At 63.5% G+C, this 12,514-nt stretch carries 13 protein-coding genes; 5 read left to right on the top strand and 8 right to left on the bottom strand.

Annotated features, from left to right (window positions below; genetic code table 11):
• Window positions 1-120: 120 nt before the first annotated feature.
• Window positions 121-525 carry a response regulator gene (locus tag J5M73_RS07520; RefSeq protein ID WP_102864305.1) on the top strand — a complete coding sequence of 135 codons (405 nt, stop codon included), beginning with the start codon at window positions 121-123 and terminating at the stop codon, window positions 523-525.
• A gap of 33 nt (window positions 526-558) precedes the next feature.
• Here the strand turns inward: J5M73_RS07520 and J5M73_RS07515 are convergent, their stop codons facing one another.
• Complete coding sequence (locus J5M73_RS07515; RefSeq protein WP_102864306.1) at window positions 559-1,428, bottom strand: oxaloacetate decarboxylase; 870 nt, start codon at window positions 1,426-1,428, stop codon at window positions 559-561.
• A 438-nt stretch (window positions 1,429-1,866) separates the two neighbouring features.
• Here J5M73_RS07515 and J5M73_RS07510 point away from each other — a divergent pair, with 438 nt between their 5' ends.
• Window positions 1,867-2,994, top strand: coding sequence for a saccharopine dehydrogenase NADP-binding domain-containing protein (locus J5M73_RS07510; protein ID WP_102864307.1), 1,128 nt, complete (start codon window positions 1,867-1,869; stop codon window positions 2,992-2,994).
• Between the two features lie 7 nt (window positions 2,995-3,001).
• Here J5M73_RS07510 and J5M73_RS07505 read toward each other — a convergent pair whose 3' ends face one another.
• The 3 genes from J5M73_RS07505 to J5M73_RS07495 all read right to left on the bottom strand — a co-directional run bounded on the left by J5M73_RS07505 (window position 3,002) and on the right by J5M73_RS07495 (window position 6,408).
• Entirely contained in the window at window positions 3,002-4,327 is a 1,326-nt protein-coding gene (locus J5M73_RS07505; protein ID WP_207815267.1) for a hypothetical protein, read from the bottom strand.
• 140 nt (window positions 4,328-4,467) lie between these two features.
• A complete protein-coding gene (locus J5M73_RS07500) occupies window positions 4,468-5,415 on the bottom strand; it encodes a sensor domain-containing diguanylate cyclase (RefSeq protein ID WP_207815264.1) in 948 nt (315 codons plus the stop codon).
• A gap of 3 nt (window positions 5,416-5,418) precedes the next feature.
• A complete protein-coding gene (locus J5M73_RS07495) occupies window positions 5,419-6,408 on the bottom strand; it encodes a response regulator (protein ID WP_102864310.1) in 990 nt (329 codons plus the stop codon).
• Window positions 6,409-7,116: 708 nt separating this feature from the next.
• Here J5M73_RS07495 and J5M73_RS07490 point away from each other — a divergent pair.
• Window positions 7,117-7,653 (top strand): DUF4174 domain-containing protein, encoded by a 537-nt coding sequence (locus J5M73_RS07490; protein ID WP_115582194.1) that lies wholly within the window; start codon window positions 7,117-7,119, stop codon window positions 7,651-7,653.
• Window positions 7,654-7,717: 64 nt separating this feature from the next.
• On the opposite strand, the gene J5M73_RS07485 is transcribed toward J5M73_RS07490, so the two are convergent.
• Window positions 7,718-8,908 carry an aspartate aminotransferase family protein gene (locus tag J5M73_RS07485; RefSeq protein WP_207815256.1) on the bottom strand — a complete coding sequence of 397 codons (1,191 nt, stop codon included), beginning with the start codon at window positions 8,906-8,908 and terminating at the stop codon, window positions 7,718-7,720.
• A gap of 101 nt (window positions 8,909-9,009) precedes the next feature.
• On the opposite strand from J5M73_RS07485, the gene J5M73_RS07480 reads away from it, so the two are divergent.
• Complete coding sequence (locus J5M73_RS07480; RefSeq protein ID WP_102864313.1) at window positions 9,010-9,957, top strand: LysR family transcriptional regulator; 948 nt, start codon at window positions 9,010-9,012, stop codon at window positions 9,955-9,957.
• On the opposite strand, the gene J5M73_RS07475 is transcribed toward J5M73_RS07480, so the two are convergent.
• The 3 genes from J5M73_RS07475 to J5M73_RS07465 are packed head-to-tail and all read right to left on the bottom strand — an operon-like array spanning window position 9,909 to window position 11,678.
• Window positions 9,909-10,415 (bottom strand): NUDIX hydrolase, encoded by a 507-nt coding sequence (locus J5M73_RS07475; RefSeq protein WP_102864314.1) that lies wholly within the window; start codon window positions 10,413-10,415, stop codon window positions 9,909-9,911. The two genes, J5M73_RS07480 and J5M73_RS07475, sit on opposite strands and share 49 nt — an antisense overlap.
• An 8-nt stretch (window positions 10,416-10,423) precedes the next feature.
• Entirely contained in the window at window positions 10,424-11,131 is a 708-nt protein-coding gene (locus J5M73_RS07470) for an NUDIX hydrolase (protein WP_102864315.1), read from the bottom strand.
• Window position 11,132: 1 nt separating this feature from the next.
• Entirely contained in the window at window positions 11,133-11,678 is a 546-nt protein-coding gene (locus tag J5M73_RS07465; RefSeq protein ID WP_102864316.1) for an adenylyltransferase/cytidyltransferase family protein, read from the bottom strand.
• 183 nt (window positions 11,679-11,861) lie between these two features.
• Here J5M73_RS07465 and J5M73_RS07460 point away from each other — a divergent pair, with 183 nt between their 5' ends.
• Window positions 11,862-12,509, top strand: coding sequence for an isochorismatase family protein (locus J5M73_RS07460; protein WP_207815255.1), 648 nt, complete (start codon window positions 11,862-11,864; stop codon window positions 12,507-12,509).
• Window positions 12,510-12,514 lie beyond the last annotated feature (5 nt).

The raw sequence follows: 12,514 nt of genomic DNA, 5'->3' as shown, positions 1-12,514 counted from the left end.
ACCTGTCCGAAAAAAACACTGCGGGCGCATCGGGAATGAATTTATCGTCAAGCCGCCGCTCATAACTCTTGTCAGCGGTCCTGTCCGTAGAGTCCTCAAACCTTCAGGGAGTGTTACCCCATGTGCCCAGCCTCGTCCGTCAACCCAGACGCCACCTCCCGTTTGATCCTGGTGGTGGAGGATGAACCGACGGTGCTGGAGTTCCTGTGCGAGATTCTGCAGGACGAGGGGTTTGCCACCGAGGCCATGGAGAGTGCCGACCGGGCCTGGGAATTCCTCCAGCAACATGCCGCGGACGTGGCCCTGCTGCTGACCGATATCACCATGCCCGGCCGGCTCAATGGCGCCAGCCTGAGCAACCTGTGCGGTGAGCACTGGCCGTCGCTGCCCATTGTGGTCATGTCGGGGTTCGAGACCCCCGAGAGTTCCGGGGTGCGTTATCCGGTGTCCTTCATTCGCAAGCCCTGGACCATCGGGCAGATCCTCGACTGTGTGGAAGGCGCGCTGAAATCGGCCCAGGGTTGAGGCGTTGCGCCTCACCCCGGCCCATCGCCGGTGTTACTCCTTGACGCTCATGAACTCCTTGGCCCAGACGATGTAGTCCTCGGGCTGGGTGTAGGTATGAGCCAGTTCGGTGGCACTCAGGTCCGAGGCCTGGGTGAAGATCTGCCGCTGTTCCCGCAGGCAGTCGTAAGTGGCCTTGATCGCGGCGAAGTAGGCGGCGTGGCCGTCCACCACGATTTTCACTCCCAGCTCCGCCAGGCGTGCGTCATCGCGCAGGGCCGGGTTGCCGTAGGTCACCAGCATCAGCGGCACACTCAGGTGCTCGGAGATCTGTTCCAGTTGCTCGAAATCACGGATGCCCACCATGCAGATGGCGTCGGCGCCGGCACGTTGATACTGCTGGGTGCGGCTGATGATTTCCTGCACCGGAAGAATCCCGGCGTTGGTCCGGGCGATGATCGCCAGTTCGTTATCGACCCGGGCTTCCAGGGCGGCGCGGATCTTGCCGACGCCTTCGGCAACGCCAATCAGGTCGGTGGATTTACGCCCGAATTGCGCGGGCAGCAGGGTGTCTTCGATGGTCAGCGCGGCGATGCCGGCACGCTCCAGTTCAACCACGGTGCGCATCACGTTGAGGGCGTTGCCATAACCATGGTCGGCATCGGCGATCACCGGCAACTGGGCCACGCGGCCGATGCGGGTGGCCTGTTCGGCGAATTCGCTGAGGGTGATCAGGGCGAAGTCAGGGGCCGCCAGCACTTGCAGCGAAGCCACGGAGCCACCCAGGATGCCCACTTCAAAACCCAGGTCGGCGGCGATACGGGCAGACATCGGGTCGAACACGGAAGCGGTGTGGTAGCAGGAGTTGGAAGCGATCAGTTCACGGAAACCGCGGCGCAAATCTTGATGGGAAAGCCTGGACATAACAGCTCCGAGATAGGATCGAGAGATCGACCTTGAGGTCGAGTCAGATTTTGCAATCAGTTCCCTTGGCGAGCCGATGATTGAAGGGCTCACAGCGAAACGTTAGTTGGGCAGATGAAGGTGAAGCAAAGGGGGGTAACAAGGCGTCTGGGTCTCACTCGGTTACGTGAACCGGCAAGTTTATTATGCGAAGCCGACATAGCGGGACGAGGCTAACACGCTCCAAGGCCCGAGTTGATGAGGAATTTGCATAGCATTATGCCGGACCGGCATTGGCATTTTTTTTCTAACCGAATATTACGACGCTTCGCCGAAGGCGGTTGAGGAGGCCGCCGCGGGCAACCGGGGGCTTGTCGATCCCTGGCAAATCCACCAAGCTGCCGCGCCTCGAATGGCAGCTTGGCAGCTGCGCAATGGCTTGGTTCAAGGATGCAGGTAATGACGCTCAGGGTGTTGGTGGTCGGTGGTTATGGCAATTTCGGCAGCATCGTCTGCCGCTATCTGATCCAGACGCCCGGGGTGCATCTGCTGATTTCCGGGCGTGACCCGCGCAAGCTCGCGGCCAAGGTTCAGGCGCTGCAAGCCGAGGCTGGACAGCCCTGCGAAGGCTGGTGCGGCGATGCCATGGGCCCGCAGTGGGTGCCGGCGCTCAAGGCCCTGGATGTGCATTGGGTGATCCACACCGCAGGGCCGTTCCAGGGCCAGTCCTACGCGGTGGCCCAGGGCTGCATCGAGGCTGGGGTCAACTACTGCGACCTGGCCGACTGCCGCCAGTTCGTGCGCGGTATCGGCACCCTGGATGAGGCGGCTCGGGCCGCCGGGGTGACCCTCCTCAGCGGGTGCAGTTCGGTGCCGACCCTGTCGACGGCGATCATCGATGAGCACCGTGAGCGTTTCTCCCGCATCGATCGGATCGAGCACGGCATTTCCTCCTCGGCGAAAATGCCCGGCCTGTCCACCATCCAGGGTGTACTGGCCTACGCCGGCCGGCCGATCCTGCAACTCAAGGACGGCCAGCCGCTCCCGGTGATCGGCTGGCAGGGCCTGACCTTGCGCAAGCTGCCCAGGCTGGGCACGCGGCTGGTGGCCAATGTCGATGTACCGGACCTGGACCTGTTCGCCGAGCGTTATGGCGCCCACACCTTGAGCTTCAAGGCGGGTGCCGGGCTGAAGGTCGCCGGGCTGGCCAACGCCCTGCTGGCCCAGGCGGTGAAGCTCGGGCTGATCGCCGACCCGGCGCCCTGGGCTGCGCGTCTGCATCGTTGCGGCACTTGGTTTGAAGGTTTCGGCGACGGCCTCAGTGCCCTGTACGTGGACGTGCATGGCCTGGGCCAGGACGGTCAGCCGCTGTCGATGTACGCGCAGTTGACCGCCACCCACGATCACGGCCCGGAGATCCCCAGCTGCGCTGCGGTGGCCCTGGTGCACAAGCTGCTGGCCGGCCATGTGCCGGTCTCGGGGGCGCGCTCCAGTGCTGGCGAGGTCAGTGTCGAGGAGTACCTGCGGGCGATCGATGATCCGGATCACCTGCAACTGCAGGTGAGTTTCTCGCGCCCGCCGGTTTAAAACCCACTCACCACAGCAGCGGCTTGGCGAAGTCCTTCCAGAACAGCCAGCGCCGCAGCTCATGGTGCTCGCCGGTGCCGATCTGCCAGTCCGGTCGTCCGCTATCCAGGGCGATCTGGACGATGATCCCGGCATAGGTCGCGGCCACCAGGGTCTTGCCGTCGACGCTGATGTCCATGGCGGTGAGGGTCGAGCCGATGTAGTGCTGCCAGCGTTCTTCGCCGGTTTCACTGATGGCCCGCAGGTAACCGTAGGCGTCGCCGATGATGAACTCGTCGCCCCGTGAAGCCGCGGCATACACCCGGGCGCCTTCTTGCAGCACCGGGGTGCGCGGGTCGTCGCTGTAGAAGTCGGTGGAGAGCCCCGGCAGGTCGGCTACCGCCACCCCCACGCTGGCGCCGCCATAGAAGTGGCAGGCATTGAGCAGCAGGCGGTCGCCGCGCTGGTTGAAGTGAGCGAAGTGCGGGTACTCGCTGGCGGGGCCGATCTGCGCGACCTGTTGCAACCTCGCATCGAACACCAGGTGCATCCCGCTTTGCTCGCCGATGGCGATCCACTGGCCATCGGGCGACACCGCGCCATGTTCCATGCTCAGGCCGATGCTCAGGTCTTCGGCGGCGACGCCGTCGGCCAGGTCCTGCTGGATGTCCTCAAGGCTGCGCAGCAGGCGGGTGGCGCCATCGGCAGCCAGGACGAAGATGCCGTCGGCACTCACCAGCAGCACCCGGCGCCCGTCGGGGAAAGGGATCAGGCTGGTGGCAGAGGGGCGTCCGCTGTCTTCAAGCTCCAGACCTGCCGGCAGGCCGGCGTGAGGGGCGGGCCAGGGAAAGCTGGCCACCTGAGGCCCATTCCAGCCGTCAGTGACCTGGATGCCGTCGGCCCGGCCCCAGGCGAAATAACGCCGCTGCGGGCACATGCCGAAGCACTCCACCTGCTCCAGGGGCTGGATCCGCGCATCGTCGATATGCACCACGAAGCCGGCCTCGTAGGGCGCGCCGATGCGTGCCAGCAGGCTACCGTCCGGCAACAGGGCCAGGGTCGGAATCATCCGCCCCTGGCTTTCCAGGCGTGGCGTCAGTGGGAAGTGTGCCGGTGGCCAGTCCTGGCGGAACGCCTGGCGCGCGGCCTCATCATGGGGGGCCTGATTGCTCGCTTCCAGGGCCGCTTGCCAGTCCTGCAACAGGTGCTCGGTGTCGGGCATGTTCGGTTCCTTCAAGCCCTTCCAGCCCTCGCGGGTGCCGGTTTCGACATAGTGGTTGATGTCGCGGGCATAGGTCAGCACGGCTTGCTGCCATTGCTGTTGCGGGGACAGGTTCGAATTCGACTGGGACATGCGCGCAGGACTCCTTGTGGCGCTGGAAAAGGCGTAGCAGACCGGGGGATGGACCGGAAAAGCGCGCAGTTTATCCCTTGGCGGCGGCTTTTTTTCAAGGGGCCTGAGTGCCCTTGTTCAAGGCGCCCGAGTCCTGCTGTTCAAGGCGCGTAGGTGCTGACCCGATTGCGCCCGGCGTGCTTGGAGGCGTACAGCGCCTGGTCGGCCCACTCGATCAGGCAACGGTGGTCCCGGGCCGGACGGTCGAGGCAGGCGATGCCCAGGCTGATGGTGAAGGCGATGGTTTGGCCGTTGTGGATCACCTGTTGTGCTTCCACCGACTGGCGCAGGCGCTCGGCCAGGGTGTGGGCACCGGCCAGATCGGTGTGGGGCAGGAGGATGGCGAACTCTTCGCCGCCATAGCGCCCGGCCACATCGCTGTCGCGCACATGCTCGTGGATCAGTTGCGACACGCGTCTGATCACTGCATCGCCGGCCTGGTGCCCGTAGCGATCGTTGATCGACTTGAAGTGGTCGATGTCCAGCATCAGCAGGGCAATGGCGTTGCCGTGGCGGCTGTATTCGAACGCCAGGCGCTGTTCCCAGTGGCCACGGTTGAACAGCTGGGTCAGGTGATCGACGCGTGACAGGTGCTGCAACTGCTGGTTGGCCTTCTGCAACGCCAGGCTGTTGATCGCCACGTCGGTGAGGTCGTAGATCACCAGGCAGACGTGATGGATCTCGCTGTTGGACGAACGCAGCGGCAGCAGCGTGGTGTTCTGGTACATGAACTCGCCCTGGCCGGTGATCGGCTGGTAGTTGTTGAAATGCACCAGGTATGGCCGTTGCTTCCAGATGGTGAAGGCCGGCGTGCCCAGGGCCACCACACGCCCGACCTTGCGGGTGAACCAGGGTCGCTCGACCTCGGGGAACAGCTCGAAAAAGGACTGGTCGATGGCCTGCTTGGACGGCACGCCAGAGCGGTTCTCCATGAAGCTGTTCCACACCTGGACCCGGCACTCCAGATCCAGCACCACGATCCCCACATCGATGCTCTGGACTACCGCCAGCAGCCAGTGCAGTTCACTGAAATCCATTCGTTTGGGCATGGCTCAATTCATCAGGTAGGCGAGCTTCTGTTCCAGCAAGGCCATGGAGCTCTCGGTGAACAGCAGCAACAGGTCGAAGTGGATGTTCTGTTCTTCCAGGCTGTAGCTGATCTCCACCGCTTGGGTCCTGTTCCAGCGTTGCTGGTTGAGCACGATCAATTCATCGATGGTGGTGTGTTCGCCGAGCACCTGGGGATGACCCACGGAAAAGAACACATCCAGCTGCTCGGCAATGCTGCTCAAGCAGGCACCGATCAACACGCTGGACAGGTCGATCAGCACTTCCATTTCCTGATAGGGATCGGTGCCCTGTTCCATCAGTTGGGCGATGTCGGCCACTTCCGAGTCGTAGAACATCAGCAGCGCTTCGCCGGCAATGCCGCTGCCGATATAGCTTTGGCAGATGGCAGTCAGTTGCCGGGCGCGATTGGCATCGGCCAGGAGCATCTGCAGTTCGCCGGCCTCCAGCACATTGACGTGAGGGATCGGCAGGTGCACGAACACGTCCAGGACCTTGGCGATCAGCGCCGCGGCGTAGCCCATGGAGACGTTGACGGTTTCCCGGAACGCGTCGCGAAAGGTCACCAGGGGTGGCGGCGAGAGGGGGGCGACGGGTGATGCGCCAGGGCTGTCCAGCAGTTGCAGTTCGTTGAGCAGTGCACGCAACTGCTGGGGATCGAAGGGCTTCTTCAGGAAGGCCCGGGCCCCCAGTTCGCGGGTGCGACGGACCGCTTCTTCCTGGACGTCGCCGGAGATGACGATGATCTGTGCGTCGATGCCTTCTTCCTGTACCGCACTCAAGACCTGGTAGCCGTCCATCACCGGCATGGTCAGGTCCAGCAACGCCACCTTGCCCAGCCCCCGGCGCAGGGCTTCCAGGCCTTCGCGGCCGTTGCAGGCCTGGGTCACGGACACCCGCCACTCGCTGGGCAAGGTCCGCAGCACCTGCTTGCGGGCCATGCTCGAGTCATCGCAGACGAGGAGAGGGATCATCGGGGTCGGACGCTCATTCGAAAAAACCGCCGTTGGATAACGTTCAGGAATATAACGAGTTGCCGCGCAATAAGGGTGGTGTAACGGGCTGTCCGTGCCGCGCCGCACTATAGTTCGGTCGGCAATGGAAGAACAAGTCGGCGTTCATTGCGTTATTTGTTCCAGATCATTGTTCTGTGCATTGAACTGCAGAGCGAGTTGCAACTTTCGGCTGATATCAGTCTGTGCCTCGATGCGTTGTTCCCTTTGCATTGCTGGGTGAGTTCAGCGAGATGCTGAAAGATCGAAAACCCCGATATAGAAAGGGTGGTTAAAGGTCAGCGAACCGTTGTGCCTGTTTTCTGGCGTTTGCAAAATGGCACTTTGCAAGCAACTTTAAATGCGGCCGTTCAATATGCTTGATGTACGAGCGGGTCAGGGACGGTGGTATGAAAGACGGCATATTCTGCTGCCGGAGGAGGGCATGAAAGTTTCGGCGCAACCGCTGTTCCGATACTCCGTACAGCCCGCTTATATGCAACAAAACCTTACCGTGGAATGCACTTCGATGATCGCTGCCAACCCTGTAGCCCTTGTTTCCTGCCGCCTATAGACCACGAGGCGCAGGCCCGGCCGGCCGGGCAAAAAAATGTCAGATTTTGAGTCCCGGCCTGGACCTTTTCCTGCAATGCGCAATCATTACTGCGTGGAAAACATAAGGAGAGACGCATGTTCATTCGGTCATTGACCCTCGCTACTCTGCTCGCTGTCGCCGGCCCGGTCCTGGCGGCCGACAACGACGGCCCATTGGCTCAGGACCTGGGCAAGTCACGGCCATTGATCGTGATCGCCCCCAGCACCGTGGACCCGACCCTGGTGAGCCTGAAGAAGTCCCTGGATGAGCCGGCGACCCGTCAAGCCTTCAACGAACGCAACATGGTCCTGTACACGGTGATCAACACCATCGGCCAGCGCGATGGCAAGGACATCGACCCGCAATCCACCATGGCCCTGATCCGCAGCCTCAAGCTGGGGGCGGGGGCCCAGACCAAGGTGATCCTGGTGGGCAAGGACGGCGAGAAAAAGCTCGAGCACTCCGGGAGCATCGAGCTCAAGGAAGTCTTCAGCGCGGTCGACCAGTTGCCGGCGTCGGAGAAACAGGCCGCGGCTCCAGCTCCGGCTCCCGAGCCGGAAACCAAACCGGCCAGTGCCAAGGCCGGCAAGGCGGCCAAGCCGGCGGCGGCGCCCAAGCCGCTGGACGACTGAAATGCATAGCCGGCTAGCCCGGGGCAGGCGCTGCGCGCCCCGGAACTTGCCCAGCGTCATCGCGTCAGCCCTGGCGCGATGACAGCGCCTCGAGGGTCTGGCGCAGCCCGTCGACGATCATCTCCACTTCTGCGGCATCGATCACCAAGGGGGGCAGCAGGCGGATGGTCGTGCCCCGGGTGACATTGATCAGCAGGCCATGATCACGGGCAGCGATCTGCACCAACTGCTGGGCCGGCTGCACCAGCTCGATACCCACCATCAGCCCCAGCCCGCGAATCTCCCGTACCGCCGGATGTCCCGCCAGTTCCTCCCGCAACCGACCTAGCAACTGGGCGCCGCGTTGCTCGGCGTTAGTCAGCAACTGCTGTTCCTCGATGATGTCCAGCACGGTGCAGGCCGCCCGGCAGGCCAGGGGATTGCCGCCGAAGGTACTGCCATGGCTGCCTGGGGTGAACAGTTCGGCGGCCTTGCCCCGGGCCAGGCAGGCACCGATGGGAATGCCATTGCCCAGGCCCTTGGCCAGGGTCATCACGTCCGGTACCACGCCTTCGTGCTGAGAGGCGAACCAGCGCCCGGTGCGGCCGATGCCGCTCTGGATCTCGTCGAGCATCAGCAGCCAGTTGCGCCGGGTGCACAGCTCACGCACGGCCTTGAGGTAGCCGGGCGCAGCCAGCTGGATGCCGCTTTCACCCTGGATCGGCTCCATCAGCACCGCGCTGATGCGCGAACCGTGCTTGGCAACGACCGACTCCAGGGCGGCCAGATCGCCGAACGGCACCTTGAGAAAACCGTCCGGCAACTGGCCGTAGCCCAGGCGCACTGCCGGGCCGTCGCTGGCGGCCAGGGTGGCCAGGGTCCGGCCATGAAAGGCGTTTTCCATGACCACCACCAGGGGCTGCTCGATGCCTTTGTGCCAGGCGTGCAGGCGCGCCAGCTTGAGGGCGGTTTCATTGGCTTCGGCCCCGGAATTGTTGAAGAACACCCGCTCCATGCCACTCAGCTGGGTCAGTTTGGCGGCCAGTTGCTGCTGCCAGTGGATGTCATAGAGGTTGGAACTGTGCAGCAGCAGGCCGGCCTGTTCGCGGATGGCGCTGACCAGGCGTGGATGAGAGTGGCCGACAGCGGTCACCGCGACTCCGGCGATGGCGTCCAGGTACTCACGCCCGGTCTGGTCCCAGAGGCGGCTGCCCAGGCCCTTGCAGAAGCTCAGGGCGAGGGGCTGGTAGGTGCTCATCAGGCAGGCGGCGGTCATGGCGGGCGACTCCATCTCAGAGGGTGTGCTGCCAGTATCGTTAGCCATTCAGGCTAGATAAACTCGCCATTTCTTTAATCATCTTGAAGTCAGGGTTGATAATGGATCTGTTCCAGGCAATGTCGGTGTACGTCAAGGTGGTGGAGGCGGGAAACATGACGGCCGCCGCCCGGGAATGCGCAATGTCCACCACCATGGTGGGCAATCACTTGCGGGCCCTGGAGCAGCGCCTTGGAGTGCGCCTGCTCAACCGCACGACGCGACGCCAGCGCCTTACCGAATTCGGCACCGAGTACTACCAGCGTTGTCTGGCGGTACTGGGCCTGGTAGCGGACTCCGAGCGCCTGGCGGAGCAGGCTCAAGGCGAGCCCTCCGGCACCTTGCGCATCACCGCGCCGCTGACCTTCGGCACCGAGCGCCTGGCTCCGGCCCTGAGCGAGTTCCGGGAGCGCTGTCCGCAGGTCAAGGTGGAACTGACCCTGGCCAATCAGCGTTTCGACTTGAGCGACGGCGCCTTCGATGTGGCCGTGCGTCTGGGCAACCTGGACAACTCAGCGCTGATTGCCCGGCCGCTGCAGGATTACACCCTGACCATCTGCGCCGCGCCGGAGTACCTGGAGCGTTGCGGCACCCCGCAGGTTCCCGAGGATCTGCAGCAGCACAACTGCCTGGCATTTGCCTACCCGGCCGGTGACGAGTGGAGTTCCACCGCCACGCAATGGCCATTGCGCGGGCCCGAGGGGGATGTGCTGATTCCGGTGTCCGGCTCGTTGCTGACCAACACTTCGTCCGGGTTGCACCGGGCGGCGCGGGGTGGGCTGGGGCTGGTGATGATGCCCGATGCGCTGGTGGAGGAGGACCTGCAGCAGGGCCGGCTGGTGCCGGTGCTGCAGGATTATCAGTTGCCGTTTCGGACGATGCACCTGCTGTATGCCCAGGACCGCTATCGCCTGCCCAAGCTGCGCAGCTTTGTCGACTTCGCCCTGGAGAAGTGGGGGCGTCAGGCCGACTCGGCGGCCAGCAACATCATTGCTGCCGACAGGGTGTGAGCGTCGGTGATCTGGCCGGCGGCGATCATCGCCAGCAACTCCTGGCGGCTGACCCACAGTACATGGTCCACCTCGCCATCGGTGGCGGTGGTCTGCTGTTCGGCGATTTCGACCTGACACACCGCCACCGCGCTGGCGATCAGCGAAGTGTTGCTGTGCAGCAAGCCCAGTTGGCGGACCTGCGATGCCTGCCAGCCGGTCTCTTCCAGCAGTTCCCGGGCCGCCGCGTCACAGGCGCTTTCACCGGCATCGATGGCGCCCCGGGGAAACTCGATGGACTGGCCACCAATGGCCCGGCGCTTGAGGTCCACCAGCATCAGCCGGCCATCGGCCAGGGTCGGTATGGCGACCACGCCGTTCACCGCCTGGGCTTCCTTGATGATGAAGTAGCCGTTTTCGCGGACTACCTTGAAGTACGGGGTTTGCAGCAGGCACTGGCTTTCGGTGACGGAACTCATGGGCGGCATTACTCCAGAAAACAACGATCGAACAGGTACAACTCGGTGGGCTTGAGGCTTTCCACTGTGGCCTGAGGGCGGCCGCCATCGCCGCTTTTCTTGCGTCCGGTTTCCTGCAGGTAGCCGGCTTCGCTCATCTTCAGCAAGCGCTGGCGGATGCTGGTCTTGAGCACCGGCCGTTGCAGCACCAGGGAGAAGATGCTCACCGCCTCGGGGGCGCTGAATTCCTGGCCGAGAAACATCAGCGGCAGGCTGCTGTACAGGGATTTGGAAAACAGCCGCTCCCGTGTCTGGGCCACCAGGCTGTTGTGGTCGAACGGCAACTTGAAGGCGCCGCTGGCCACCTCGCCAAGGGCAAAGAAACCCTGCTGCGGGCCGGGCTGCACCGGGTCGCTGACGATCCCCAGGTAGAAGGTCGAGGACGACCAGCAGCGCGGGTCGCGGAAGGCGTCGCCGACGGTGCCCACCTGTTCCAGCCAGGCCAGGGGCATGTCCACTTTGCTTGATCGGCGCAGGCGTTCCACCGCGTCATTCAGGCTGCGGTCCTCGACATCGCCGTTGACCACGATGCCCGGCAGCGCCCAGTGTCCGGCGAATGGCTCGCTGTCCCGTTGGTGAAGGAGAATTTCCAGCTCGCAGCGCTCGCGGTTGTAGCGCAGCAGGCACAGGTCAATGGTGTGCAGGTAGGCGCTGGGGAGGGTGGTGCGATCGTGCATATCAACTTCCGTGGACGGCGTAGAGGCCGTAGTTTAGCGGATTCATGCCCGGTGCCAGCCATTGGCTGGGCGGTGTTTCGCCGCGGGCCAGGCACTGGCGCAATACGCTGCTGCGCACCCCGGGCTGTTCCTCGATGCAGAGGATGGAAAAGCGTTGCAGCAATTCTTCGCCGCGATGGAACCTGGGCAACTGCCGCGCCACGTCTTCACCCACCACCAGGGCGATGCGCTTGCCGTCCAGGGCCAGGTCGTCGGCCAGGCGTTGCAGCAGAGTGAAGCTGTAGACCGGACCCGGATCGACCAGGGCCAGCTGCCGCTCCAGGCGGCTGACCGCCAACTCGGCCTGGCACTCGGGCTGCAAATGCGTGGTGATCGCCTGCAACCAGTTGGCCCGTTGCTCGAAATCGGCCATGCGCTTGCCATCCGGGTGGCGAAAGCTCGGGACTACCAGTACCCGGCGGGCGTGGCGAGCGGCTTCGAGCATCACCTGGGCGTGTCCGGCGTGGGGCGGGTTGAAGGCGCCGCCATAGAGGGCCAGTTCAAACATCTGCTTTTCCTCATTTGGTACATGACGTGTACCTTAGCATTGCTTTTGTCGGCGGAGAATCTCCTTTTGCACCTTGCTAGTGCATATTGATTGAAGATCGACTGATAAAAATAAAATCCATAGGGGCTTGCCATGAAAGTACATGACATGTACTTTGTGCTCCATGCAGAGGAGAGACCCAGCATGAACAGCCAAACGATGAAGACCGCTTCCTTCGATGTCGATGCACAAAAGAGCTTTACCCCGCTGTGCCCGAACGAGTTGCCCGTGGCCGAAGGCGATCGCATCGGCGGCGAGCTGAATTTCATGGCGACCCTGGCCAGCCTGCGCATCGGCAGCAAGGACGCCCACAGCCCCCAGGCTCCCTGGGTGGTGGCCGAGCACGCACAGATGCTCCAGCCCACCGGCCTGGAACACGCCGACCTGACCTGGGTCAGCCACTGCGTACCGGGCACCGCAGGCTTCACCCTGCTGGACGAGTTGCCCACGCCGTACGACTACGACTACTTCGTGTGGAAGGGCGTGGAGCCGGACCTGCACCCCTATGGCGCCTGCTATCACGACCTGCACGGCAAGCTCTCCACCGGGGTCATCGAGTACCTCAACAGCCAGGGCGTGCGACAAGTCATCGTCGGCGGCCTGGCCCTGGATTTCTGCGTCAAGACCACCGCCCTGCAACTGGCCGCCGCCGGCTTCAAGGTGATCATTCACCTGCCGGCCTGTCGCGCCATCAGCGCCGAGGGTGCTACCCAGGCGATCGACGACATGCAACGAGCGGGCATCGCGGTGGCCGCGACCCGCGAAGCAACCGCCAGACTGGCCAAGGCCTGAGGAGT

This window comes from Pseudomonas sp. 50_B (genome assembly GCF_017491625.1).
Taxonomy (GTDB): Bacteria; Pseudomonadota; Gammaproteobacteria; order Pseudomonadales; family Pseudomonadaceae; genus Aquipseudomonas; species Aquipseudomonas danubii.
The sequence above is the reverse complement of the archived record's forward strand: the minus strand, read 5'-3'. Positions and strand labels throughout refer to the sequence as shown.